Annotated in this window: 24 protein-coding genes and 1 pseudogene; 10 read left to right on the top strand and 15 right to left on the bottom strand. The window is 67.9% G+C overall.

Annotation, left to right across the window (positions count from 1 at the left end):
* Positions 1–6 precede the first annotated feature (6 nt).
* The 3 genes from ACFXIV_RS14525 to ACFXIV_RS14515 all read right to left on the bottom strand — a co-directional run bounded on the left by ACFXIV_RS14525 (position 7) and on the right by ACFXIV_RS14515 (position 2,882).
* Entirely contained in the window at positions 7–426 is a 420-nt protein-coding gene (locus ACFXIV_RS14525) for a MarR family transcriptional regulator (RefSeq protein WP_354838014.1), read from the bottom strand.
* A complete protein-coding gene (locus tag ACFXIV_RS14520) occupies positions 416–1,792 on the bottom strand; it encodes an MFS transporter (RefSeq protein ID WP_379404148.1) in 1,377 nt (458 codons plus the stop codon). Before ACFXIV_RS14520 ends, ACFXIV_RS14525 begins: the two co-directional genes overlap by 11 nt.
* A 91-nt stretch (positions 1,793–1,883) precedes the next feature.
* On the bottom strand, positions 1,884–2,882 hold the full coding sequence (locus ACFXIV_RS14515; RefSeq protein WP_379404147.1) for a phosphotransferase family protein: 999 nt from the start codon (positions 2,880–2,882) through the stop codon (positions 1,884–1,886).
* A gap of 291 nt (positions 2,883–3,173) precedes the next feature.
* On the opposite strand from ACFXIV_RS14515, the gene ACFXIV_RS14510 reads away from it, so the two are divergent.
* Positions 3,174–3,722 carry a ferritin gene (locus tag ACFXIV_RS14510; RefSeq protein WP_379404146.1) on the top strand — a complete coding sequence of 183 codons (549 nt, stop codon included), beginning with the start codon at positions 3,174–3,176 and terminating at the stop codon, positions 3,720–3,722.
* A 130-nt stretch (positions 3,723–3,852) separates the two neighbouring features.
* On the opposite strand, the gene ACFXIV_RS14505 is transcribed toward ACFXIV_RS14510, so the two are convergent.
* The 6 genes and pseudogenes from ACFXIV_RS14505 to ACFXIV_RS14480 all read right to left on the bottom strand — a co-directional run.
* On the bottom strand, positions 3,853–4,872 hold the full coding sequence (locus tag ACFXIV_RS14505) for an ABC transporter ATP-binding protein (protein ID WP_379404145.1): 1,020 nt from the start codon (positions 4,870–4,872) through the stop codon (positions 3,853–3,855).
* The gene (locus ACFXIV_RS14500) at positions 4,869–6,443 is read right to left on the bottom strand and encodes an ABC transporter permease (RefSeq protein WP_379404144.1); all 1,575 of its coding nucleotides are present in this window, start codon (positions 6,441–6,443) and stop codon (positions 4,869–4,871) included. Before ACFXIV_RS14500 ends, ACFXIV_RS14505 begins: the two co-directional genes overlap by 4 nt.
* The gene (locus tag ACFXIV_RS14495) at positions 6,440–7,459 is read right to left on the bottom strand and encodes an extracellular solute-binding protein (RefSeq protein ID WP_379404143.1); all 1,020 of its coding nucleotides are present in this window, start codon (positions 7,457–7,459) and stop codon (positions 6,440–6,442) included. Before ACFXIV_RS14495 ends, ACFXIV_RS14500 begins: the two co-directional genes overlap by 4 nt.
* A gap of 53 nt (positions 7,460–7,512) precedes the next feature.
* Positions 7,513–7,833, bottom strand: coding sequence for a hypothetical protein (locus ACFXIV_RS14490; protein WP_379421262.1), 321 nt, complete (start codon positions 7,831–7,833; stop codon positions 7,513–7,515).
* 504 nt (positions 7,834–8,337) lie between these two features.
* Positions 8,338–8,814, bottom strand: coding sequence for a sensor histidine kinase (locus ACFXIV_RS14485; RefSeq protein ID WP_379404156.1), 477 nt, complete (start codon positions 8,812–8,814; stop codon positions 8,338–8,340).
* Positions 8,812–8,979: pseudogene (locus ACFXIV_RS14480) on the bottom strand (histidine kinase dimerization/phospho-acceptor domain-containing protein); the annotation flags it as partial. The pseudogene ACFXIV_RS14480 and the gene ACFXIV_RS14485, both read right to left, overlap by 3 nt.
* Positions 8,980–9,187: 208 nt before the next feature.
* On the opposite strand from ACFXIV_RS14480, the gene ACFXIV_RS14475 reads away from it, so the two are divergent.
* The 3 genes from ACFXIV_RS14475 (at position 9,188) to ACFXIV_RS14465 (ending at position 12,082) form a co-directional block, all read left to right on the top strand.
* Positions 9,188–9,805 (top strand): DedA family protein, encoded by a 618-nt coding sequence (locus tag ACFXIV_RS14475; protein WP_379404141.1) that lies wholly within the window; start codon positions 9,188–9,190, stop codon positions 9,803–9,805.
* A 74-nt stretch (positions 9,806–9,879) separates the two neighbouring features.
* A complete protein-coding gene (locus tag ACFXIV_RS14470; protein ID WP_379404155.1) occupies positions 9,880–11,124 on the top strand; it encodes a hypothetical protein in 1,245 nt (414 codons plus the stop codon).
* 7 nt (positions 11,125–11,131) lie between these two features.
* Entirely contained in the window at positions 11,132–12,082 is a 951-nt protein-coding gene (locus ACFXIV_RS14465; protein WP_379404140.1) for an undecaprenyl-diphosphate phosphatase, read from the top strand.
* A gap of 129 nt (positions 12,083–12,211) precedes the next feature.
* Here ACFXIV_RS14465 and ACFXIV_RS14460 read toward each other — a convergent pair whose 3' ends face one another.
* The 4 genes from ACFXIV_RS14460 to ACFXIV_RS14445 are packed head-to-tail and all read right to left on the bottom strand — an operon-like array spanning position 12,212 to position 16,945.
* Positions 12,212–13,633, bottom strand: coding sequence for an ABC transporter ATP-binding protein (locus ACFXIV_RS14460; protein WP_379404139.1), 1,422 nt, complete (start codon positions 13,631–13,633; stop codon positions 12,212–12,214).
* Positions 13,630–14,442: an ABC transporter permease subunit gene (locus ACFXIV_RS14455; RefSeq protein ID WP_379404138.1), complete on the bottom strand. Its 813-nt coding sequence runs from the start codon at positions 14,440–14,442 to the stop codon at positions 13,630–13,632. The genes ACFXIV_RS14460 and ACFXIV_RS14455 overlap by 4 nt, the downstream gene beginning before the upstream one ends.
* Positions 14,439–15,392, bottom strand: a complete 954-nt coding sequence (locus ACFXIV_RS14450) for an ABC transporter permease (RefSeq protein ID WP_379404137.1) — start codon at positions 15,390–15,392, stop codon at positions 14,439–14,441. The genes ACFXIV_RS14455 and ACFXIV_RS14450 overlap by 4 nt, the downstream gene beginning before the upstream one ends.
* Positions 15,393–15,421: 29 nt before the next feature.
* The gene (locus ACFXIV_RS14445) at positions 15,422–16,945 is read right to left on the bottom strand and encodes an ABC transporter substrate-binding protein (protein ID WP_379404136.1); all 1,524 of its coding nucleotides are present in this window, start codon (positions 16,943–16,945) and stop codon (positions 15,422–15,424) included.
* Positions 16,946–17,272: 327 nt separating this feature from the next.
* Between ACFXIV_RS14445 and ACFXIV_RS14440 the strand changes: the two genes are divergently transcribed.
* Positions 17,273–17,689 (top strand): lipase family protein, encoded by a 417-nt coding sequence (locus tag ACFXIV_RS14440; protein ID WP_379404135.1) that lies wholly within the window; start codon positions 17,273–17,275, stop codon positions 17,687–17,689.
* 23 nt (positions 17,690–17,712) lie between these two features.
* Here the strand turns inward: ACFXIV_RS14440 and ACFXIV_RS14435 are convergent, their stop codons facing one another.
* Positions 17,713–18,444 carry a hypothetical protein gene (locus tag ACFXIV_RS14435; protein WP_379404134.1) on the bottom strand — a complete coding sequence of 244 codons (732 nt, stop codon included), beginning with the start codon at positions 18,442–18,444 and terminating at the stop codon, positions 17,713–17,715.
* Positions 18,445–18,524: 80 nt separating this feature from the next.
* Positions 18,525–19,514: a zinc-binding dehydrogenase gene (locus ACFXIV_RS14430; protein ID WP_379404133.1), complete on the bottom strand. Its 990-nt coding sequence runs from the start codon at positions 19,512–19,514 to the stop codon at positions 18,525–18,527.
* 170 nt (positions 19,515–19,684) lie between these two features.
* Between ACFXIV_RS14430 and ACFXIV_RS14425 the strand changes: the two genes are divergently transcribed.
* The 5 genes from ACFXIV_RS14425 (at position 19,685) to ACFXIV_RS14405 (ending at position 23,529) form a co-directional block, all read left to right on the top strand.
* On the top strand, positions 19,685–20,491 hold the full coding sequence (locus tag ACFXIV_RS14425; protein WP_379404132.1) for a hypothetical protein: 807 nt from the start codon (positions 19,685–19,687) through the stop codon (positions 20,489–20,491).
* 7 nt (positions 20,492–20,498) lie between these two features.
* Positions 20,499–21,131 carry a TMEM175 family protein gene (locus ACFXIV_RS14420; RefSeq protein ID WP_379404131.1) on the top strand — a complete coding sequence of 211 codons (633 nt, stop codon included), beginning with the start codon at positions 20,499–20,501 and terminating at the stop codon, positions 21,129–21,131.
* Between the two features lie 201 nt (positions 21,132–21,332).
* Positions 21,333–22,769, top strand: a complete 1,437-nt coding sequence (locus ACFXIV_RS14415; protein WP_379404130.1) for a sensor histidine kinase — start codon at positions 21,333–21,335, stop codon at positions 22,767–22,769.
* Positions 22,766–23,179 carry a roadblock/LC7 domain-containing protein gene (locus tag ACFXIV_RS14410; RefSeq protein ID WP_354838000.1) on the top strand — a complete coding sequence of 138 codons (414 nt, stop codon included), beginning with the start codon at positions 22,766–22,768 and terminating at the stop codon, positions 23,177–23,179. The genes ACFXIV_RS14415 and ACFXIV_RS14410 overlap by 4 nt, the downstream gene beginning before the upstream one ends.
* Entirely contained in the window at positions 23,176–23,529 is a 354-nt protein-coding gene (locus ACFXIV_RS14405; protein WP_364615320.1) for a DUF742 domain-containing protein, read from the top strand. The genes ACFXIV_RS14410 and ACFXIV_RS14405 overlap by 4 nt, the downstream gene beginning before the upstream one ends.
* Positions 23,530–23,561 lie beyond the last annotated feature (32 nt).

Here is a 23,561-nt window from a genome sequence, read left to right as displayed (position 1 = left end):
GGTAAGTCAGTGTTCGAGTTTGCGCAGAAGTCCGTGGAGTGTGCGCAGGTCGGCGGGGGTCAGGGCGGCCAATTCGGCGGGCGCCGGGTCCGGCGTGGCGAGGGCCTCGGCCACCACCTCCTGGCCTGCGCGGGTGAGCGAGATGAGCTTGCAGCGCCGATTGGTCGGGTCGATCTCGCGGATCACCAGGCCGCGCTCCTCGAGATCATTGACCACGACCGTGGTGGCGGGGGCGTCCATGGTGGCCGCCCGCGCCAGTTCCTTGGCGGTGAGCGGGCCGGGCAGCAGCCGGCGCAGGATGCGAATCCGGCTGAACGGCATGCCGGTTCGCTCCACCACCGCGCGCTTCCAGGTGTCGCGGGTGTCCATCACCAGGTGGGTGAGCTGCCGCCAGACCTCGTCGGTCGTGGGCGTGTCATCCGGCATGAGCGGGGACCTTCTGTTCGAGCAGGGGGGCGACGCGATCTCGCGAACGGTACGCCCAGTCGGTATTGGCGGCCACGCCCAGCGCGGTGACCGCGGCGGCGAAACCGGCGATCGTCCACCACAACCCCGCGCCCGTGAGCGCACCACACAGTGCCACACCGAGACTCACACCGACCTGGCGGCTGGTGGAGGCGACCGCGGCCGCCGCGCCCGCGCGATCGAGCGGCATGCCGCTCACCGCGGTGGTGGTGATGGGCGCGTTCACCATGCCGAAGCCGATGCCGAACAGCGCGAAGGTGATGACCAGCTGCCAGATCGGGGTGTCCGGGTGCAGCAGGGTGAGGCCGATCGCGGCCACCGCCATCAGGATGCCGGAGGCCAGCAGCGACGGGCGGGTGCCGTAGCGGCCCACCAGCCGCCCCGACAGCGGCGAGAAGAACAGCATGCCCAGTGCCATCGGCAGGTACAGCAGACCGGTGTGCACGGCCGAGAAGTGCCGCGTCCCTTGCAGATACAGCGACATGTCGAACAGGAACGCGCCCAGCGCGGCGAACGAGCAGACCGCGATGACGGTGGCCGAGGAGAACGGGAAGCTGCGGAAGAAGCGCAGATCGATGAACGGCGACGGGTGGCGCGCCTCGTGCCAGACGAATCCGGCCAGCGCCAGGGCGGACACCACGAAGACCGCGGGCTCGCGCTCGATCAGGCCGTACACGAGGGTGAACAGGACCACGATCGCCAGCGCCTGCCCGATCGGATCCATGCCGCGCGGCCTGGCCGACTTCGATTCCGGCACATAGACGGTGGTGAGCGCCAGCGCGACCGCCACGATGGGCAGGTTGATCCAGAACACCGACTGCCAGCCCAGGCTGTCGATGAGCACGCCGCCGACCATGGGCCCCAGCGCGGTCGAGATGCCGACCACCGCGCCCCACACGCCGACCGCCCGGGCCCGCTCGATCCGGCCGGTGAAGGTGGTCGTAATGATCGACATGGCAACGGGATTCAGCATGGAACCACCGACGGCCTGCACGAACCGCGCGCCGATCAGGACCTCGATGGTGGGCGCGAGGCTGCACAGCAGCGAGCCGACCGCGAAGGTGAGCAGCCCGATGCGGAACACCCGCTTGCGCCCGAAGCGGTCGGCGGCCGCGCCGGAGAGCATGAGCAGGCTGGCGAGGGTGAGCGTGTAGACGTCGACGATCCACTGCAGCCGCGACAGCGGCGCGCCCAGGTCGTCGCGGATGGCGGGGATGGCGACATTCACGATGGTCGCGTCCATGGACGAGATCAGCAAGCTCAAACAGCAGGTGATCAGGATGATCGTCTTCCGGCGCGAGCTCAGCTCGCCGACAGTTGTAAGCACACAACGATTGTGAAGACACAACTGTTCCGAGCACAAGTGGTCGCGCCGATGGCACAGATCACATGTGGCGACATGGGCTGCCCGGTGGCGGTCAGCGGCCGGTCGGGAATAGCCATCGCAAGGAGTCGAGGCTTTTGTCGAGGTATTCGGTATGTCCGGTTCGGAGTGCGTAAGCGAGGTCTTCGAAGACACTGCACCGGGCGTAGAACTCGGCACGGGCGTGGGTGCCTTCGTCGGCGCGGGTTCGGGTTCGGTAGGTGTGCATTGCGATGGTCAAGGCGGTGGGGCCCAGGTCGCGGTAGAGGAGGCCGAAGTCGTAGGCGGGGTCGATCATCGCGACGTCGCTCCAGTCGAGGATGCCAGTGACTCGGGCGGCGCGGGGATCGAACAGGATGTGCTCGATTCCCAGATCGTTGTGCGAGAAGACGATGTCGGCGCAGTCGGCTGGGGGCGGGGTCGAGAAGAAGGTCTCGGCCGCGCGGCGATGGATCGATGGTAGGGCCGTGGCGACGGCAGCGTAATTGTCCGCGGCCTCGGTCAGCCACAATTGCATTGGCTGAACGTCGATCTCGACGAGGTCACCGATCCGGCCGTGTGTGGTGGCGTGCAAGGCGGACAGTACCTCACCCATTACGGCGGCGACGGAATCGGTGTGAGTGGCCCTGATTCCGCTGGGTAGATCGATCATGGGCCGACCGGCGAGTTTGCGGTAGGCCAGACACCCCCGCTCGGGGGCTACGAAGATCGGATCGGGGACCGGCACCGGCGATATCGAGGCCACCACAGCCAGTAGCCGTGCTTCGCCGCTGACCAGCTCGGCCCGCCGATCCGGATCGCACTCTTTGCTGAATCGGATGATCAACTCGCCGTTGATCTCATAAGAAACGTTGTCCAGTCCTTGACCGAGACATACCGCTGAAACAACCCGAAAACCCGGAAGATGATGCCCAAGGAGGTCGGCCATCGCCTCCGTATCAGGGACTCGAGCGTCCATCACATCACCTCTTCGATCGACTTCACGACAGACCGACGGCCACGAAATGCCCGTTGCCGTCAGCGAACCCGGCATCGAGGCGAGCGCAGCCTGCACGCACCCTACGGTGCGCCGGCCAGGTCAGCCGGCTCGATACCGCGTCGGTCATGGTTTCGTCATCGACGCTGACTCGGACCGGAGTCCGGCTACGTGGCAATCGGAACGAGGCGAGCAATGCATGCACTGCATTCGGCTCACTAGCGTTGACTATTGCCAGGGCCGCTGAGCCCGGAGACAGGGACGGTGTGGTGAGCCGAAACGGTTTCGGGAATCCCTGGGTGCGCGCCGCGGTGTAATCATGCCGCACTTACACACCCCTCAGGTGTGACGGGCATTACAGTCATCGGCATGCCCATCCGAACCCAAACCAAGAGCGGCAAATTCCACGCGCTCCTGCAGGAGCAGATCCGTAACGAATTCAATGCCGAACATCAGTACCGCGCGGTTGCGGTGTGGTTCGACAATGCGGATCTGCCGGTGCTTGCGAAGTATTTCTACAAGCACGCCGTGGAGGAGCGCAATCACGCGATGATGCTCGTGCAGTATCTGATCGATCAGGACGTGAGCGTCGAGTTCGCGAACATCGATGCCGCGACATCGCATTTCGCGAACGCGAAGGAGCCGATCGCGCTGGCGCTGGCCCAGGAGCAATCGGTCACCGAGCAGATCGTCCAGCTCGCCAAGACTGCCCGCGAAGAGGGCGACTACCAGGGTGAGCAGTTCATGCAGTGGTTCCTCAAAGAGCAGGTCGAAGAGGTCGCGAGGATGAAGACGCTGGCCACGGTTGCGGAGCGGGCCAGCGCGAACATGTTCGACCTGGAGAATTTCGTGCAGCGGGAAATGAGCGGTCCGAAGGACGCTTCGGGTGCTCCGCATGCTGCGGGCGGCTCGTTGTAATTCTGTCGCCGCACGCTCGGTTGGATGTTCGGCTCGGCAGGCCCGGTCCCTCGCATGGGACCGGGCCTGCCGAGTACCAACGACGATGCGCTCGGCGGACTCGGTGTGGAGATCAGCGACCTCCTCGGGCTCAGGTGCGCAGCGGATGTGCCGCACCCGCAACGGTGACGTGAACGGTGGTGTCCGGCGGTGGCGGAGTCGAGTCGGCGGGGGTGTAGACGATGAGCGGGTCCGGCAGGGTGGTGCGGGGCTCGGGGGCGAGCTCGATGCGGTGGTCATGGCCGCGGAAGTGGGTGCGTACGACTCGGCAGGGTATCGAGCCGGGTGCGGGCTCGGTGTGCAGGCGCAGCTGGTGTGGGCGCACCAGGATGAGGCTGCCGTCCGGGCCGTTTTGGGGTAATCCGAAAACCGTTGTGCCGGTGGCGTCTACCGGGATGAGGTTGGCTTCGCCGAGCGTGCGGGCGACGTCGCTGTCGGCGGGACGGTGGAACAGTTCGTGTGGTTCGCCTGTCTGGGTGATGCGGCCGTCGCGCATGACGGCGATGAGGTCGGCGAAGGCGAGGGCTTCGTCGACGTCGTGGGTGACCAGGATGGCGGTGGCGTGGGCGCGGTGCAGCAGGTCGGCGACTTCGGCGCGGATGTCGGTTCGCAGCGCGGCGTCGAGAGCGGAGAAGGGTTCGTCGAGTAGCAGCAGGTCGGGGCGGGGTGCGAGAGCGCGGGCGAGTGCGACCCGTTGTTGCTGGCCGCCGGAGAGCTGGTGGGGGTGGCGGTCGCCGAGGCCGGTGAGCCCCACCAGGTCCAGCATGTCGGCGACTCGGCCGCGCCGTTGGGCGCGCGGCAGCCCGAACCCGATATTGGCGGCGGCGCTCAGGTGCGGGAACAGCGCGCCGTGCTGTGGCACGTAGCCGATGCGCCGCTGCTCGGCGGGGACGTGGGTGCGTCCGTCGTCGAGGACGCGTCCGCCGACTGTGACGGATCCGCTTGTCGCGCGGTGGAATCCGGCGATGGTGCGCAGCAGGGTGGATTTGCCGCACCCGGACGGGCCGAGCACGCAGGCCAGTGCGCCGTCGTCGACGGCGAGGTCGACCCCGTGCAGAACCTCGTGCCTGCCGTGCGCGGCAGTCAGGTTGGTGATCTTCACACCGGTCATCGGGGACCCTCCTGTACCGGTCGTAGGGTTCGTGCGGCCACCATCATCACGGCCGGGATCGACAGGGCGGTCATCACCACCGCGTACGGTGCGGCCGCGCCCCACGCCAATCCGGTGGTGTAGACCCAGAATTGGGTGGCGAGGGTCTGGGTTCCGGTGGGCCGCAACAGGAGTGTGGCGGTCAATTCGGTGGAAGCGGTGAGCGCCACCATGGCGAACGCGGCCCCGAGACCGGGGACGATCAGCGGCAGCGTGACTCGTCCCAGTACACCCCACCAGCGAGTGCCCAGGGAGCGAGCGACTTCCTCCACACCGGGCGGCACCTGGGCCAGCGAGGCCCGCACCGCGGTGAGCGCGAGCGGGAAGAACAGCACCACATACCCTGCGACGAGCATCGGCGGCTGCTGATACAGCGGCTGGGCGTAGCGGATGCCGAAGTAGACCACCGCGAGCGCGACAGCGATGCCGGGCAGGGCGCGGGTCAGGTAGGCCACCCGTTCGATGCAACGGGCGAGCCGGTTGTCGCGTCTCCAGGCGTACAGCGCCACCGGGATCGCCGCCAGCGTCGCGGTCGTGGCGGCCGCGAGCGCGTATCCGACGGTGGTGATCGTCTGCGCCCAGATCGACGCCGAGGGCAGCGTGCTGGAGTTGCCCTGCACCAGCCAATATCCGAGCGCGTACATCGGAACTCCCAGCGTCACAGCGACGATCGCGGTGAGCGCTGCCAGGGCGGGTATACGGGCGTGACCCAGCGTGACCGGTGCGCAGCGGCGGCCGCTCGCATTGTCCGCGACGATGCGGCCGCGGCTGCCGACGCGGGATTCGGCGGTCACCACCAGCAACGCGAGCGCGATGAGGACCAGGCTGAGCATGCTCGCGGACGCGGTGTCGAAGGCGGTGGCGTACTGGGTGTAGATGGCGGTGGCGAAGGTGGTGAACCGGACCATCGCGAACGCGCCGTACTCGCCGAGCAGATACAGCGCCACCAGCAGCGCGCCACCGGCGAGCGCCGGCCGGGCCAGCGGCACGGTCACCCGCCACAGCGTGGCGAGCCGCCCATGGCCGAGGCTGCGCGCGATCTCCTCGGCGGTGCCGTCCCCACGCCGCAGCACGGCGGTCACCGGTAGGAAAACCAAAGGGTAGAGCGCGGATTCGACCAGCACTGCACCCCAGAAACCGTGCACCGACGGGAACAGCGACACCCAGCAGTAGCCGTGCACGAACTCCGGCACCGCCAGCGGCATCGTCAAAATGACTGTCCACCAGCGTTTTCCGGGCAGGTCGGTGCGTGAGACCAGCCACGCCGCACTGAACCCGACCACGGTGGTGATGGCGGTGACGGTGACGGTGAGCGCGAGGGTGTGCCACAGCAGGGTGGCCATGAGCGGCCGGCCCAGCAGCCGGTGCGCGGCGGGCCATCCGGAGTGATACGCCTGCAGGACCACGAACAGCAGCGGGCAGGTGACGATCAGACTGATCAGCCCGGCGAGCAAGCCGAGTCCGGGCAGCGGGCGGCCCGCCCATCCCCGGAATCGGGATGGGCGGGCACGCTCGACTGCTTCGATGCTCACGACAGCAGGCCGACGCTCTGCATCAGCTGGACGGCCTGGCTGCCGTCACCGAGTTCGCCGGCCGAGGCGATCGGGCCGGAATCGGCGAGCGAGCGGGTCAGCCGGGTGTCGGTCACGCCCGCCAGCAGCGGGTACTCGTAGCTCTCGGAGGTGGCGATGATCTGCTGGGCGGGCTGGCTCACCAGATACGCCAGCCACTTCTGGGCCGCGGCCTGATGCTTGCCCGAGGCCAGCACCGCAACGCCGGAGACATCGACCAGCGCGCCCGGGTCGCCCTGCGCGAAGTAGGACAGGGCGCTGTGGATGTTGCCCGCGCCCTTCTCCTCCTGCATCCGGTACCAGTAGTAGTGGTCGATCACGCCGCCGTCGACCTCGCCGCGATCCACCGCCGCGATCAGATCCTCGTTGCTGCCGTAGACCTTGCCATTGTCCTTGAGGCCCTGCAGCCACGCCTTGGTGGCGTCCACGCCGGACTGGGCGATCATGCGCGACACGATCGGCGCGAAATCGGTTTCACTGGGCGCGATCCCGAGCCGGCCCTTCCATGCCGGGGTGGCCAGGTCCTTCACCGCGGTCGGAGCCTGCGCGGCCTGCAGCTTGCCGGTGTTGTAGACGAATGCGGCCGATCGGGCGGACACGCCGACCCAGTCGCCCTTGGTCGAGCTGACCGTCGCCGGGACAGCGGCCAGGGTCGGTCCGTCGACCTTGGCCAGTTTGTCCTTGCCCTCCAGCAGATTCAGCGCGGGCGGGTTCTCGGCGAAGTACGCGTCGGCGGGCGAGGCGTCGCCCTCCTCGAGGATCTGATTGGCCAGCTCCGCCTCATCGCCGGAGCGGACGTTCACCGTGACGCCGCTGCGCTGCTGGAAGTCCTTCACCAGCGCCTGCACGGTCTGCTCGTGCTGGCCGCTGTAGAGGGTGAACGAATTCCCGTCGTCCTTGGACGAATTGCCACTACAGCCCGCCAGCAGCAGGGCCGCCGCCGATACCGACGCGATCGCGACGATCGACTTCTTCATGAAATCCTCCGAAAACTGATTACGTTCGACTGTGAATCGAGGTGGTCTGCCGTTCAGGCGAACAGCGTGGCGCCGATCCAGTCGCCCTCGCCGTGGGCGCCCGGCGGGATCGCGAAGATGCCCGTGGCAGTGTGGGTGGTGAACTGGCTCATCGCGTCGGTGAGCGCGAGTTTCTGGTTGACCGGGATGAAGCTGATGCGTGGATCCTTCCGATAGGCAAGGAACAGCAGCCCGGCGTCGTAGGCCAGGGTCTGCCGCCACGGTGGCCACCGTTCGGTGAACGGTGTGGTGCCGTTGTTGTAGGAGAACGCGCGGCGCAGCATCATCGCGCTGTTGTTGTTCTCCGGCGCGGCCAGCCGCACGTCGGAGTCCACACCAGCGCGCACCCCGCGATGCGTGCCCGACCTGTGAATCCATATTTGGTCATTTGACTTGCTCATTCCTCATCAACCATGCGGCCTCGATCACCGCACGGCGGAGGGTAGCATTACCTAACAATCTATGGATAGTGTTACCTAACACACGGCCCATCGGCTGCTTTCGTCTTGATCCGATCGAGACACCCGATCTCTATTACGCCGTCGCCAACGCCGACGCGTGGACAGTCTCGGCCGCCGAGAAACGCCCACCGCGAGCAATCCCCATCTTGGGTTGATCGGTTGTTTCGCGCCGGCATTCGCACTCACCTATGCATCCGTTCGGACCGGCGCGGCTGTGGCCGCTCTCGATACGGCGATTAATCTGTTGCGACACTTCGTAACCCATCGCGCACGCCGGACCTCGCCGCGATAGGCGGTGACCGCCAACACCTGACGACAGCGCCGCCACCTCGAACGCTCGGCCGAAACTTCACGGGCGCACCTCGGTCCGGAATTCTCCTATGCGCACAGTGGCAGCGAGACGCTGAATCGCGCCCCGCCGAGCGATGATTCGCCGACCTGGACGCTACCGTGGTGTGCAGCAACGATTTCGGTGACGATGGCCAGTCCGAGCCCGGTGCCGCCGCTGCTGCGTGCGCGGTCGTCTTCGAGCCGGACGAACCGGTCGAATATTCGGGAACGATCCGCTGGAGGTATTCCCGGCCCGTCGTCGTCAATGATCAGATGTGCTGTGTCATCAGTTGCCGAGATCGTGACGATGACAGCCGACCGGGCATGGGTGACAGCGTTATCGATCAGGTTGCGGACGACACGGGTGAGCGCCTGCGGATCGCCGGTCAGCCGGACAGGCTGCAGCCGTGCTGTGACCGTCACGTCCGAGGTGTGCCGTAGCAGGTCGACGACGGTGGCGGTGATGTCGTCGAGGTCGACGTCGGTGACGCGGAGGGTGAGGCCATGGTCGTCGGCGGCTGCCAGCGTGAGCAGGTCGTCGATGAGCTGCTGCATGCGGATTGCTTCGGGCAGCAGGGTAGACCCGATCAGCGTTTCGTCGAGGGTTTCGGGATGATGTTGGGCCAGTTCCAATCCCGCGACGACGGTGGCCAGCGGACTGCGCAACTCGTGCGAGGCGTCGGCGAGGAAGCGCCGTTGGGCGGCCTGCCGCGGTCAGTGCCGAGCGCACCCGCAGACCCCACCGGGACGGGGCACACACGATGTCGAGGAGGGCCATGCCTGGCATTCTCGACCACACCGGTTCGGATCTCGGGCGCGGTCTCAGCGTGTTCTCAGCGCCGCTTTGTCACCGTGGCACGGTGCTAACGAAGTCTCCGGGTCCGAACGAGGCGGTGCCGTGCAGCACCTGATCCTCACCTACGGTCTCACCGCGATCCTGCTGCTCATGGCCGCCGAATCGGCATGCATCCCCATCCCGTCCGAAATCACCATGCTGCTGGGCGGAGCCTTGGCGGCGGGTGCGGTCAGTGGCCCGCACCCCAATCTGATCGCCGTGATCGCCGCCGGCACCGCCGGCAATGTGCTCGGCAGTTACCTGGCCTGGCTGGCAGGCCGCTACGGCGGCCGCCCCCTGCTGCACCGCTGGGGCCGGTACATCTTCCTGCGCGCCGACGACATCGACCGAGCCCAGGACTGGTTCGTCCGCCGCGGTGCTTCCTCGGTGTTCTGGGCCCGTCTGCTGCCCGGTATCCGCACCTTCATCTCATTGCCCGCGGGCATCGCCGGTATGCCTGCCGTCCGGTTCGGTCTCTACACACTCGCGGGCTGTCTGCCGTGGACTGCGGTTCTGGCGGTCGCCGGTTACGGAGTCGGAGCCAACTGGCATCACCTCGAGGACAGCCTGCGCGGCCCCAGCTACGTCGTCGCGGGTCTGGTGGCATTGGTGATCGCCGTCGCGGTCGTCGTGGTAGTGCGGCGACGCCATCGAGTTGCCGCCGGCGCGGATGAGCAGTGACGTGGCGAAACGGCAGGTCGTCGCTCTCAGCGTCGTCACAGTCATTGGTCACTACCGTTCCCGCCGTGACGGAGATGACGAATTCCAGGGTTGATTCGACCCGGCGCTTGCTGAGCAAGGTGCCCGAGGTCACGGTGTGGTTCTGGATCATCAAGATCCTGTGCACTACGGTGGGTGAGAGTTTCGCCGATTGGATCAACAGCTCACTCGGGGTGGGCTTGACCCTCGCGGCGCTGCTGTTCACGGTCGTGCTCGTCGCCGTGCTGGCCTGGCAGTTGCGGCTGAACCGATATGTGCCGTTCGCGTACTGGCTGACGGTGGTCGTGCTCAGCGTGACCGGCACCCTCTACACCGACATCCTCACCGACAATCTGAATGTGCCACTCGCAGCGAGCACCAGCGTCTTCGCCGCGGCCCTGGCCGTGGTCTTCGGGATCTGGTTCGCCCGCGAGCGCACCCTGTCCATCCACAGCATCGTCACCCTGCCCCGCGAATTGTTCTACTGGCTGGCGGTTCTGGTCACCTTCGCCCTCGGCACGGCGGCCGGAGACTGGACGCTGCAGCTGACCGGATGGGCGCCGGGCGTCTCGGTGCTGCTGCCCGCCGGGCTGATCGCCGCGATCACGCTCGGATGGCGGCTGGGAGCCAATGGCGTGCTGTCCTTCTGGCTCGCCTACATCCTCACCCGTCCGCTGGGGGCCAACCTCGGCGACTGGTTCGCCTCGGCGCGTGCCGACCACGGCCTCGGCTTGGGCACTGCGGCCACCAGCGTTGTGTTCCTCGCCGCCATCCTGGCCACCGTCGTCTACCTCACCCGCACCCGCGCCGACGTCATCGACAACCAAACAAACACCGCGACAACGGTTTCCGCCGCGAACCCGGCACGTGAGCGGCTCATGCTCGGTTACTACGCGGTCATCGCGGTGCTGGCCGGAGCGCTGCTGGTGTGGGCCGCCGGGCAACCGCACTCCAACGCGGCTGGAGACGACGAGAACACGGCCGGTCCGTCCACCACGGCGGTGGCGTCCGGTGCGGTGACCGCGCATTTCCCCGCAGCGAAAATCGCGAACTACCGCACCATCACCCAAGACACCCTCGCCAAAGTCCAAGCCGGACAACAGGCCGACGCGAAGACGCGGATCAAGGACCTCGAAACCGCGTGGGACAAGGACCAGGACACCCTGCAGCCGATGGACAAATCCGCCTGGGACACCCTCGACCACCAGATCGACACCGTGCTGCACGCGATACGCTCCGCCAAGCCGGACCCCGCGACCGAGTCCCAGGCCCTGACCACGCTGCTCACCTCGCTCGGGTGAGTCCGTCATGGCCATCACCTATCTGGAATCCATCGTCGTCGGGGCACTGCAAGGGGTGAGTGAGCTCTTCCCGGTGTCCAGCCTCGGGCACAGCATCCTGCTGCCCGCCTGGATCGGCGGGCAGTGGGGCCGCGACCTCGACATGTCCGCCACTGATTCGCCGTATCTGGCGCTGCTGGTGGCTATGCATGTCGCCACCGCGCTCGCCTTGGTGATCTTCTTCCGGCGCGATTGGGGCCGCATCCTCGGCGGATTGTGGGATGTGCTGCGTACCAGGCAGATCCGCACACCCGAAGCCCGCCTGGGTGTGCTGCTGATCCTGGCCACCATCCCGGTGGGCCTGGCCGGGCTCGCACTCGAGAAGGCGGTCCGCAACTATCTCGGAACGCCCATCCCGACCTCGATCTTCCTGACACTCAACGGTTTCGTGCTGCTCGGCACCGAGCTGCTGCGCAAGCGGGACAACGAACGTACCGCGGTGCTCACCGCCGGCGGACACATCGCCGATGCATCCGCGCAGGACACCATGGTGCTGCCCATCCTCGACTACGACCGCGCCTCGGATGTCCGGCTGTCGCGCCTCGGTGTCAAGGACGCGGTGGTCATCGGCTCCGCGCAGATCGCGGCGCTCTTTCCCGGTATCAGCCGATCGGGCAGCACCATCGTGGCGGGCCTGTTCAAGGGCATGAAGCACGAGGACGCCGCGCGCTTCGCTTTCCTGCTCGCCACCCCGGTCATCCTCGCGGCCGGAGTGCTCAAGACTCCGGAGTTGTTCAAGCCCGCCAACCATGACATCCTCGGCCCGGCGCTGGCCGGATCCGTCGTGGCGGGCATTCTCGCCTACGTCTCGGTCAAGTTCCTGGTCAAATACTTCGAGACCAAGACCCTGACCCCCTTCGCCATCTACTGCCTCGTGATCGGCTTCGCCAGCCTCGGATACTTCACCCTCCGTGGGTGATACCCGAGCATCGCGCTCGCGGCGGTGTTCGTCGCGTGGCATCGCACCGAACACACCCTGTCGATCCACACCGCGTGCTGATGTGTTGGAGGCCGAAGGCGGGTCGCGTCAGACTGGTCGATGGCTATCTCAGACGGGTATCCCTTGTCTCGGATAGGCCAACTCTTCGGGTACCGGTCCGGCGGTCAGGAGCGCACCTTCGTGGATGACGATGCCCGCCGTGCAGTGGCGGGTGAGCAGGTCGAGGTCGTGGCCGATGACGATGACCGCGATGTCGTCGCGGACGGCCGCTTGGTCGAGCAGCGTCATGATGGATTCGGCGGTGGCGGGGTCCAGTGCGGAGGTGGCTTCATCGCAGATCAGCACATCCGGGTCGAAAGCCAGTGCGCGAGCGATGGATACGCGCTGGCGCTGGCCGCCGGACAGCTCGTGTGGACGCCGGTCGGCGAATTCCGGTCGCAGTTCGACGGCTTCGAGGGCGGTTCGGATAGCAGCGGCGCGGTCTTGGATGCCGCGCCGCACCAGCGGGCGGTCGAGGATCTGGCCGACGGTGCGTTGCGGATTCAAGGCCGACAACGGGTTCTGCGGCACCAGCTGGATGCGGGCACGGGTTCGCTTGTCGCGGCGATGCCCGGCCACCGGGATCTCGTGGTCGCGGAGAAGCAGCTGTCCGGTCGCGGCGGGCTCGAGGCCGGTCAGGATGCGTGCGAGGGTGGTTTTGCCCGCACCGGATTCGCCGAATATCGCTGTCACGCTACCGAACGGGGCGTCGATGGCGACATCCTTCAGCACGGTTCGCCCGGCCCGCCGCAACCCTATTCCCGTTGCGGTGAAACGACTTCGGCCTACATCGGTTCCCCGAGTGGTCCCGATCGCCTTCGATACCGCGCCCTGATGAGTGCCCAGGTGTATCCGCTGGTCGGCCAGAGCGTCGAGGGTGGCGTGGTCATGACCGGAGACGAGTACTGTCCTTCCGTCGTCACGGGCGAGTTCGCGCAGCAGGTCGGCCACGATGCGGCGAGCGTGGACGTCCAGGCCGGCGAACGGCTCGTCGACGATCAGGATCGGTGTGCGACGCAATAGGGCTCGAGCGAGAGCGACCCGCCGCTGCTGGCCGCCGGACAGCTCGTCGCGCCGCCGCAGCAGCAGTGCCTTGGGCAGCCCGACCTGTGAGAGAGCCTGCTGAATGGAATCGGAATCGGCGGTCGCTTCGGTCAGTATGGTCTGCACCTGCATCGCCGGGTTGAGCGCCGAACCCGGATCCTGGCCAACGAAACTCACCTCGGCGCGGCGGAAGCGGCGCAAGGATCCGGGGTCGAGCCGCAGCACCTCATGGCCCGCAACATGAATGGATCCGGCGGTGTGGCACGTCGTGGCAGGCAGCGCACCGAGTAGCGCCCGCATGAGCGTTGTCTTGCCGGACCCGGATCCGCCGGTGAGACCGGTGACGGTCCCGGCGTGCAGGGTCATCGATACGGCGTGCAGGATCGGCAGACGGTTGCGCCGATCGAGCAGCGTCAGTTCCTCGACGTTGACGGATGGGTGGCTCATCGAGACGGCTCCTGGGTGCCGATGGGTTGGAGGGCGACGGCCACACTGACCGAGACCACCGCGATGGCGGTCGCGGGCGCGACGACGGCCCACGGGTTGAGCATGACGCCGGAGCTGTTGTCGCGCACCATGATCGCCCAGTTCGAGTCGCCCAGCGTCGCGGGCAGTTGGAGGAAGGCGGCGGTACTGACCAGGTAGATCGCCTCGACGAAGCGCAGCCCCAGCTGCGCGAGAATGGTGGGGCGCAGATTCGGCAGCACCTCCCGGCCCAGCAGATACGGCAGCGATTCTCCGCTGGCGACCGCCACCTCCACGTACCCGCTTGCGGCGATCGACGCGGCCGCCGCGGCGAAAACCCGTGCCGAGTACGGGGTTCCGATCGCGACCGCGACAATTACCAGCCCGAGGGTCCCGGAGCCGGGCCACGACAGCATCACCAGCAGGATCGCCAGAATGGGCGGCACGAGCATCGAGACATCGGTGATCCGTTCGAGGCAGACGCCTAGCCGTGGGCGCAGGGCGGCGGTCACGCCGAGCATGGCCGCGCACGCGGTCACCGCCACGGCGATCACGGCGGCGACCGTGAGCAGTCCCCATCCGCCCGAGCACAAGTGGGCGAGGACGTCCTGGCCGAGATGATCCGTGCCCAGCAGCGCTGTCCGCGAGGGGCGCGCGAAGGGAATGTCGACACCGTCGGTCCGTCGCCCCGGGGCGATCACCGCCGCGGCAGCGAGCATGAGGACCACGGCCGCGGGCGGAGCCCCGGCCAGCACAGCGCGGCGACGCTGGGCCTCGCCGTGCGGCGTCATCGTTGTCCCCGCAGGGACCAGTCGCGGACCAGATCGGCCAGGATCAATACGGCCGTGATCGCCGTCCCGGTCAACGCCACCACGGCCGCCGCTACCGCGCTGTCGCGATCGCTCATCGACCCCGCCAGCACCGATCCGATCCCGGGGTAGTTGAAGACCGCCTCCACCACCACGGCGCCGCCGAGCAGCATGCCGACCGACGTGGCCAGCGATGCCGCGACGGTAGGTGCGGCGACCGGCAGCACATGCCGGGCCAGGATGTGGCGATCGGTGAATCCGTCGAGTCGTGCGGCGTCGACGTGCGGCAGGCGCGCGGCTTCCTCGAGCGCGGCGCGGGTGACGCGAATGTTCCACGCCGACTGTGGAATCGCCAAGGCGAGTACCGGCAGCACCAGCGAGGCGGCATCGGCGGGCGCGCCCGCGAGATCGGTGACGGTCACCGCGGGCAGCCAGCGCAGCCCCAGTGCGAAAATCGAGACCAGCATGATCGCGACCACGAACTCCGGCACGGCGACGGCGGCAGTGGTGCCCGGCCCGAGCAGCCGGGCGGGTCCGCGCGGGTGCAGGAACCACCACGAGCCGATCACGATGGCGGCGATCGCGGTGAGCACCAGCGCTGATCCCGCCAGGAGCAGGGTGTTGGGGTACTTCGCCGCGAGCATGTCGTTGATCGACGCGCCTCGCAGGCTGGTACCGAGGTCACCGTGCAGCAATCCGGTCAGCCAGGACCAGAATCGCACGGGCAGTGGACGATCGAGTCCCATGGCGGTCTCGTAGGCCGACACCTGCGCCGGGCCGGCGTCACGGCCCAGGACCGCGGCGGCGCTTGCTCCCGGCAGTAGTGCCACCGCCGCGAAAACCAGTATCAGTACGCAGAACAGACCGGCTGTCCGAAGGGCGAGCATTCGTGCCCAGCGGGCCCCGGCACCCATGAACCCTGTCCGGGACATGGGAATTCGTCGGATCGAGCCGGGTTTCCTCACCGAGTCAGCCACGCCCGTTCGAGTTGCATTCGCCCGTATCCGGCGAGAGTCGGCAGGTCTCGGACCTTCGCCGACGCCACATCGACGCCGTCGGCGATGCCCCAGACCAGATAGCCGCCCCGGTCGTACTGGATGCGCTGGATATCGTGGCTGGCCGTGCGGTAGCTCGCGTCGTCGGTGGCCGACAGCGCGCGCAGGTAGGCCGCGTCCAGCTCCGGGTCGTGGGTTCCGGCCTCGCTCCATTTGGTGGTCGAGATCATGGTCTTGCTGGCGAAGAAGATCACCGAATCGTTGGTGCCCCAGTTCGCGGTGTACAGCGGTGCCCTCAACCAGGTTTCGTCGTAGAAGACGTTCGCGTCCTGGACAACGACATCGATCTTCACTCCGGCCTCGGCGACCTGGGTCGCGAACAATCGTGCCGTATCCACCTCGCCGACCGCTTCGTCCTTGGTGACCAATGGGTAGGTACGGCCGGTATCGAATCCGGCCTCGGCCAGCAGCGCCCTGGCCCGCGCGATGTCACGGCCACGCTTGGGCAGCGCGGTGTCGTAGGTCGGGTCTCCGGTACCGAGTATGTCGTTGGCGGGTGTGCCGTATCCGGAGGTGATCTGTTTGACCATGGCGTCGCGATCCACCGCCAGCCGCAACGCTGTCCGGACCCGGGCGTCGGCGAACGGCCCGTCGGCGGTGCGCATCACGATCGGGATGACGACGTCGTTGGCCCGCCTGACCACCGCGAGATCGCTTCGTCCTGCAGCGGTCCGGCCCGCGACCGCGCCCACATTGGAGGCGAGGTCGATCTGCCCGGCCAGGATGGCGTTGGAAAGCGCCGTGGCGCTTTCGAATCGGCGGATCTCGATGGCATCCAGCTTCGGCGCACCGCCGTGCCAGGCGTCGTTGCGGACCAGACGGGCGTTGCCGTCGTTGTAGGACTCCAACCGGAATGGCCCGGTGCCGACGGGAGCGGTGAAATCGGTGACACCGTCCTTGACGACGAAGGTCATCAGACGCAACAACATCGGCAGATCCCGATTGGGGGCGGCGGTTGTGATGATGACCGAATCCGGCCCGTCACCCGCTATGGAATCGGGCGAAGCAACCGGAACCTTTGTCGCCCCGGCGATTTCGTGAAGACGGCGCAGTGACCAGACCACATCCCCGGATCGAACCGGCGTTCCGTCGTGAAATGTCGCGCCCGGCGCGATGGTGAACCGCCAGCTGCGCGGATCATCGAGCTGTTTCCACGCCGAGGCCAAGCGCGGTGCGACATTCGGGTTGGCCGCGGGCACCGTCAATGGGTCGAACACCAGAGAAGCGATCAGGAAGTCGCTGTCGTTGCTCAGCGTCCTGTGCGGATCGCGTTCGATCTTCGACGCCTTCCCGAGCGCGCCGACCCGCAGGGTTCCGCCGCTTCTCGGAACGCCGTCCGATCGGTCGGAGGATTGACACGCTGTGGCCGCGAGGATCCCAGCCGCGCCGAGTCCGGTGACCGCGATGAACTGCCGACGAGAGAACTGCACGAACACACCTTCGGCTCGAACTGTCAAAGTTTGGGATGCCTAACCTAACGTATGATCCTCGCGTCGACAATGACGTACGGGCACGTAGACCGTGCGCGTCCTCGTCGACTGCTGTGGATGCCAACCTCGGAATGGAGGTTAGGGCAACCTAATTTCCGGGTAGGTTGAGGCAGGCTCGCGGCGAGCGAACCACGATGAGGGGTGGTTCGGTCGCCGCGACGCGCCAGTTGCACCGCACCCGCGTCGCCGAGGTCAGCACCTTCTCAGGCGACGGTCGCCGCGATCGTCCCGGCCCTGGCGCACCGCCGAACAGAAATCCTCGGCCTCATGAACCATGCGGCGCAATGGCTCGCGACATCCCCCATCAAGGACAACTGCAGCGGTAGTTTCGGCGCACTCGGGATATTGCCCATCCCGGCCGACACGATGGCCACCATCAATAGGTCGCTCGACAGTGAATCGGCTGAGGCGATTTTCCAACAGCTGAGTATGAAGGGCCGGAAATCGGGAGTGCCGCTGTTCATTTACCACGGCATCAACGATCCTTGGATTCCTGTGTCGGAGGCCGAGCAGCTGTGGCGCGAGCAATGTGCGCTGGGGGTGGCGGCGACGAAGAATATCGTCGGCGGTGAACATCTGACGGCCTACGTCAGTTCCTATGGCGCGACCATGAATTGGGTGGATCAACGATTGCGCGGTGTGCCGGTGGACGGAACATGTGCCGCGTCACCCGGCGGACGGTGACACCGCCGGCACAACTCGGATTGTCAGTGTTTGGGAGTCACCGGGTCCGTCACCGCCGACCACGCGCCGAGCACATCCTCGGTCTGCTGCTCGGCGGTGCCGTAGGTGTGGGCGGCGACGGTGAATCCGGGGCCGAAGGACACCGATGCCACTTCCGGAGCTCCGACATCGGACCAGCCCCACTTGGTTCCGTACACCTGTGGCAGTCGCGCGGTGCCCCAGTCCTGGCGGGTGCCGTCGGCCGCCCGCTCGCTGGGCTGCTCCATCCAGGCCAGGATCAGACTGTCGGGTTCGTCGCGGATTTTCGCGGCCAGGAAGTCGGCCACGTCGGCGACGCTGGTGGTCGACAGTTCCCACCCGCCGCCGCCGTGGGTGGCGCGCAGGCCGTACTCCTGGGCGACCGCGTCGATGGCGTACGGATATTTCGCCGCGATCCGGTCGGCGGCCGCGTCGTCGGACTTGCAGACCATGCGCTCGCCCAGCTCGCGATCCTCGGCCGAGCCGTCGCCGTGCCGCAGGGCGAAATCCGCCAAGAACAGCTTGGCGATGGACAGCGCCGCACGCTCCTGGGTCTCGTTCTCGGTGCCCCAGCCCGCGCCCGGCACCAGCGTGCGCACCGAGAGCGCGGTGCGCGGCGGGATGTGAACGGGCTGCAGGATGTCCGGGTCGAAGCCCGGTTGTGCGCACGCGGCGCCCGCCACGGCCATCCAGACCCCCGCCACCACGGCCGCGACCGCACCGGCTCTCGTACCCATCACCACCTCCGCGTCGTGTTCCGCCCGATGCCACCTTGCTCTCCGAGGCCGGGCGGAGGTTCACGACACGCCGATGACTCTCAGACCGTGAGGATGGTCCGGCCAACGGCGGCGCGGGAGCCGATGGCGGTGTGCGCGGCGGCGGCCTGATCGAGGGGGAAAGTCTGGCCGATGACGACCTCGAGGCGACCGGCCGCGACCTCGGCCTGGGCGCGGTCGTGGAGGGTGAGCCAGTCGGTCTCGGGGGTCGCGATCTCGAACAGGGAGACGATGGTGATGGCTTGGGCGGCAGCGGATTCCGCGTCGACCGCGGCGAAGCCACCGGCCGAGTTGCCGTAGGCGATGAGCAGCCCGCCGGGAGCGGTGGCGGCCAGGGCCGCGCGGCCGATATCGCCGCCCGCGCCGTCGAGGACCACCTGCACGCCACCGGTCCGTTCCCGGACTTGCTCGGCCCAGCCGGGTTTCGAGTAGTCGACCACCTCGTGCGCGCCGAGCCGTTGCGCCAGAGCGAGTTTCGCCTCCCCGCGCGCGGCGGCGATGACCTGTGCGCCGGCCGTGCGGGCCAGCTGGATGAGCAGGGTGCCCAGACCGCCCGCAGCGGCGGTGATCAGGACCCACTGACCCGGTTGGATCGCGGCCCGGTCGGCGACCGCGAGCACGGTGCGTCCGTCGTGCACGAGGGCGGCGGCCTGCTCGAAGCTCAGCCCGTCGGGGATGACGGCCAGGGTGGCGGCCTTGGCCAGGGCCAGTTCGGCATAACCGCCGACGGGCAGGCCGCCACCGATGCCGCTGGCCGCCGTCGGGGTGGCGACCCGCTTGCCGACCCACCCGGGGTCCACGCCGGGCCCGACCGATTCGACCGTGCCCGTGACCGCGCCGCCCGGCACGAACGGGGGCTCGACGGGGAAGAAGTCGCTCGCCCACCCGCTGCGCAGTGTCGTGTCCAGGAACATGACGTCGGCGGCCGCGACCCGCACCACCACTTCACCCGGACCGGCGACCGGATCCGCGACCTGCCGCACGGTCAGCACGTCGGGTCCACCGAACTCCTCGGCCTGCACTACACGCATCTCGCTGCCTCCCTTTCGCTTTCGACGGGTTGTCGATGACTCCAGGATCGAACCTCCACTTATGTTGAGGTCAAGTGCGCGGGCCGCGATTCCGCTCTGAGCGAACCGTGGGTGATCCATGGGCATACCGAAACCGGGGCTGCGTCATGTCCCGGAGCCGGGGTGAGCCCGTGCGAGAATCGAGCGGTGGCGGGATCATCACCGAGGCCGAGGCGCAGCGCGCCGGATCGGGCAACGCCATCCCGCAGCGCACCACATGGCAACTGCGTGAGGCCGTTCCGGTGAACACCGTCGTGCCCCTGCTGGCCGCACTGCTGTCGCTCGCCGCGGCGGGGGCCCGGCTGCGGCGCCGACGGGCTCGCGACTCGCGGCCGTTCACCATCGCCATGGTGTTGCTGGCGGTGTGGGCGCTGCTGCGCACCCCGGCCATCAATGGCTCGGCCGACGAATTGGCGCTGCCGAGCGGGCATTTCGAGGGCTTTCCGGGTTTGGTCGCCGATCTGACGCTGGTCGGCGCGGGCGCGCTGATCGGGGTGACGGTGGCCGGCGTGTGGGGAAAGTCGCTGTTGAAGCGGGCGTTCTATCTGGGGCTCGTGACGATGGAGGCCGGGCTGCTGCTCACCTATGACCCACTGCGTCCGTCGTATATGACCATCGAGACCCACCAGTGGATCCTGGCGCTGTCGGGCCTCGCGGTGAACGGTGCGGTGGTGATCGCGGCAGCGCCGAGTTATCGCATCGTTCCGGCGCGGTTCCGGCTGCCGTTGTCGCTGTTCATGTTCGGCGGGCTGAGCGGGGTGACGCTGGCGGCGATCCGGGTGGTGACGCTGCTGCGACCGGCGGGGCCACAGGTGAATTCGTGGTCGCCGATCGTCGCCGTTCCGATTTTCGGGTTCGCGCTGGGCTCGCTCATCGCCGGTGCGCGCATACGCGAACAGGAACTCGAGGACATCGAACCCGGCACGCGCACTCGATAATGACCGCATGCAGTACCCCGAATCGCGGCTTTCCGACACCACCCGCGTGGAAGCCTTCAGCGACGGCGTCATGGCCATCGCGATCACCCTGCTCGTGCTCGAGATTCGCATTCCGGAGACCGATGACGGCTCGCTGTGGCACGAGCTGACCGGGCTGTGGCCCAGCTACCTCGCCTATGCCGGATCGTTTCTCACCATCGGTGTGATCTGGCTGTGCCATCACCGCTTCTTCGGCCGGGTCCGGCGGATGGACGGACTGCTGCACTGCGGCAATCTGCTGTTACTCCTGGCGGTGGCGTTCCTGCCGTTCCCGACGACCGTGCTGGCCCATCACCTGGAGGACGGGGGCTGGAATGCCAAGGTGGCGACCGCCTTCTACGGGCTGGCGGGTGCGGTGCAGGCGGCGGCCTGGTTCGTGATGTGGATTGCCCTGCGCCGCAACCCGGATCTGTTCGAGCCGGGCTACGATGCGGACTACGCGCGGCGGGAGAGCATGCAGGCGGTGATCGGCTTCGTGGGCTTCGACCTGATCGCGGCGATCGGACTGGTGCTGCCCGCGGCGGCGTTGCTGCTGTATCTGGTGGCGGTGCTGGGCTACGGGTACCTTAGTACGCGCCCGCAGGTCTTCGCCCGCGTCTGAACCGTCGTCCCGCTCAACGGGACTCGTGATCGCCAGCGGGTTCGCGCTCGGGTAGCGCGGCCCGCCCGGTGCGCTTATGCTGCGTCCGGCAGATCCGAATCTGCTTGCCGGTCCGGGCATTTGGCACGGGTCCCGCATGCGGGTGCGGTTGGGGGCATCGGGGTATTCGCTCTGGTGGACGTCGGTTCGGAAGTGCGGAGCGTGTCGGAATCAGTGAATCCGCCGGGCGGGGAGCAGCAACCCGTCCTGCGACAGCGACCGCCCCTGTCCACACTGGCGGGATCCCTGGCGCTCAGCACGGCCGCAGTGGCAGTCGCGGTCTTCAACTCCCCCACCGATTTCCGGCTGCCGCAGGCCATCGGAGCGAGCGTGGCGGCGCTGTTGCTGACCGCCGCCCTCACGGCCGCCGCCTACTACCGGGGCCGGCTGCAGGCGGTGCGGCAGGAGGCACTGGCCTACACCGCGCAGGCCGATGCCCATGTGGCCGCGACTGTTTCCGCCGCGCAGGCGCGAATAGCCGAGTCCGAGGCCAGGATTCACGGCATTCGCGAACAGGTCGCGGCCGAGGCCCGGGCAGCCAAGGAGAGCGAGAGTCGCCGCGCCGCCGCCATGGCCGCGTTCGCCGGCGCGGCGGGCCGCATGCAGGCCATGAGCACCAGCATGCTGGCGGAGCTGCGCGAGATGGAGCACCGGCATGCCGACCCGAAGGTGCTGGCCGACCTGCTGGAACTGGACCACCGCACCGCGCAGGCGGGCCGGCTGGCCGACAGCATCGCGGTACTCAGCGGTGCGCGCTCGGGCCGCCGGTGGGCGAAACCCATTGCCATGGAATCGATCCTGCGCGGCGCCATGGGCCGGGTCGCGGGCTACCAGCGCGTGCGCCTGCGCTCGATCACCGAGATCGCCATCGCGGGCCATGCCGCCGAGGGCGTCATGCACGCCCTGGCCGAGCTGCTCGACAACGCCTGCAACTTCTCCCCGCCCACCACCGAGGTCCACGTCTACGCCGCCGAGGTCCCCGCCGGGGTGGTGATCACCATCGAGGACTCCGGCCTCGTCATGAGCGAATCTGCCCTCCGGCGAGCCGAATCCGCCGTTTCCGGCCCGCGCGCCGGCTCCGACCTCTCCACCCTTTCCGGCACCCGCCTCGGCCTGGCCGTGGTCGGCCACCTGGCCCGCAAACACGACCTCACCGTCAGCTACCGCCCCTCCGCCATCGGAGGCACCGCCGTGGTCGTCGTCATCCCCCGCGAACTCACCACCCGCCTGGAACGGCAATCCGGCACCTTCGGCCGCCTCACCCCGGTCACCACCCGCCCGCACCCCGGCACTCCGGCGAGGGATGTCCCCGCCGCGCCCGAAACGGCCCCGCCGCCGAAACCCGCCTTCGCCTCCGCCGCCCAGGACCTTTCAACGGCCCATCCCGAAATCGACCAGCACACAGCGACTTCCAGCGGCCTGCCGAAGCGCCGTCGCGGCAGCACCCTGGCCGCCGTCCACCCGGACGGCCTGTCCGGCCCGGCGCAACCCGAGGCGCCACGCGCACCGTCCGCGCCCTCGGCCATGGCCGCCTTCCAACGCGCCTTCACCACGAACTCGTTCCCCGCCCCTACGACCCCATCGGAGACCGATCGATGACACCGTCCGCCACACATCTGGGTTGGCTGCTGGAGCAGTTGCTGGCGCGTACGCCGCGGGCGCGGCATGCGCTACTGCTGTCCGGCGACGGGTTGAAGATCTGTCATACGGCCGGGCTGGGGAACGACAGCGCTGATCAGCTGGCGGCGATCGCCGCTGGGATCCAGAGTCTTTCGCACGGGGCCTCGGTGGAGTTCGGGGACGGGCGGGGCGGGGTGCGCCAGTCGATGACCGAGTTCTACGGGGGCATCCTGTTCATCGTCGAGGCCGGGGTGGGGGCGCACATCGCGGTGGTGGCCGCGGAGGACGCCGATGCCGGGCTGGTCGGCCACACGATGCGGGAATTGGTCGAGCAGCTCGGCGAGCATCTGGCCGCCGCCCCGCGGGTGCCGGGGGCGAGCGTGTCGTGACCAGGCCAGACGAGGATCCGGATCGGCTGTACACGCTGACCGGCGGTCGCAGCCAACCGGATTCGGACGCATTCGATCTGGTGACCCTGGTGGTCAGCGAATGCGATCCGGTGCGCGGCATGCAGTCCGAGCATGCCGCCATCCTCGACATGTGCCGCGCGCCGACGGCGGTGGTGGAGATCGCGGCCGAGCTGCGGTTGCCGGTCGGCATCACCGTCGTCCTGCTGTCGGACCTGCTGCACGCCGGCAAGATCACGGTGCGTCATCCGGATCATGCCGCGCGGCAATGGAATTCGCTGCCCGATACCGACATGCTGGAAAAGGTGCTCGTTGGACTCCGTAAGCTCTGACATCCGGTGCGCCGGCACCGAGGACCCGCGTC

Origin of the sequence: Nocardia sp. NPDC059236 (assembly GCF_042754085.1) — a bacterium.
In the GTDB taxonomy this organism is placed as follows: domain Bacteria; phylum Actinomycetota; class Actinomycetes; order Mycobacteriales; family Mycobacteriaceae; genus Nocardia.
The sequence above is the reverse complement of the archived record's forward strand: the minus strand, read 5'-3'. Positions and strand labels throughout refer to the sequence as shown.